The organism is Sabulibacter ruber (genome assembly GCF_017355955.1).
GTDB classification, from domain to species: Bacteria; Bacteroidota; Bacteroidia; order Cytophagales; family Hymenobacteraceae; genus Nibribacter; species Nibribacter ruber_A.
This window is the reverse complement of the sequence record NZ_JAFFID010000033.1, coordinates 1-391: the sequence shown is the minus strand read 5'-3', so window position 1 is coordinate 391 and position 391 is coordinate 1. Positions and strand designations below refer to the sequence as shown.

Annotated in this window: 2 protein-coding genes; both read left to right on the top strand. The window is 67.3% G+C overall.

Annotation, left to right across the window (positions count from 1 at the left end):
- The coding region (locus JT719_RS24330) for a GTP cyclohydrolase II (protein ID WP_423227989.1) at positions 1 to 200 on the top strand (200 nt) is incomplete at its 5' end.
- A gap of 1 nt (position 201) precedes the next feature.
- A partial coding sequence (locus JT719_RS24325; RefSeq protein WP_207436389.1) for a 6,7-dimethyl-8-ribityllumazine synthase occupies positions 202 to 391 on the top strand: 190 nt, incomplete at its 3' end.

Sequence of the window (391 nt, the reverse complement as noted above, 5' to 3'; positions counted from 1 at the left end):
ATGCCGGGCCGGGCGAACTGCGCGACTACGGCATCGGCGCGCAGATCCTGCTGGATCTCGGCGTGCGCAAGATGATCCTGCTGACCAACCGCAACAAGGCGATCGTCGGGCTGGAGGGCTATGGCCTGACGGTCATGGGCCGCCGCCCGATCCCCCTTCCGGGCCGGGCCGACACCGCAACCGAGACCGGGAAGAACTGAGATGACGGACAAGCCGCACATCATGATCGTGGAAGCGCGCTTCTACGAGGATCTGGCCGACGAGCTGGTCCGGGGCGCCATCGCCGAGATCGAGAAGGACGGCGCCACCTACCAGCGCGTCTCGGTTCCCGGCTGCCTGGAGATCCGGGCGGGGAGGCTCTACGCGCTGCGGTCGAAGGACTATTACACCG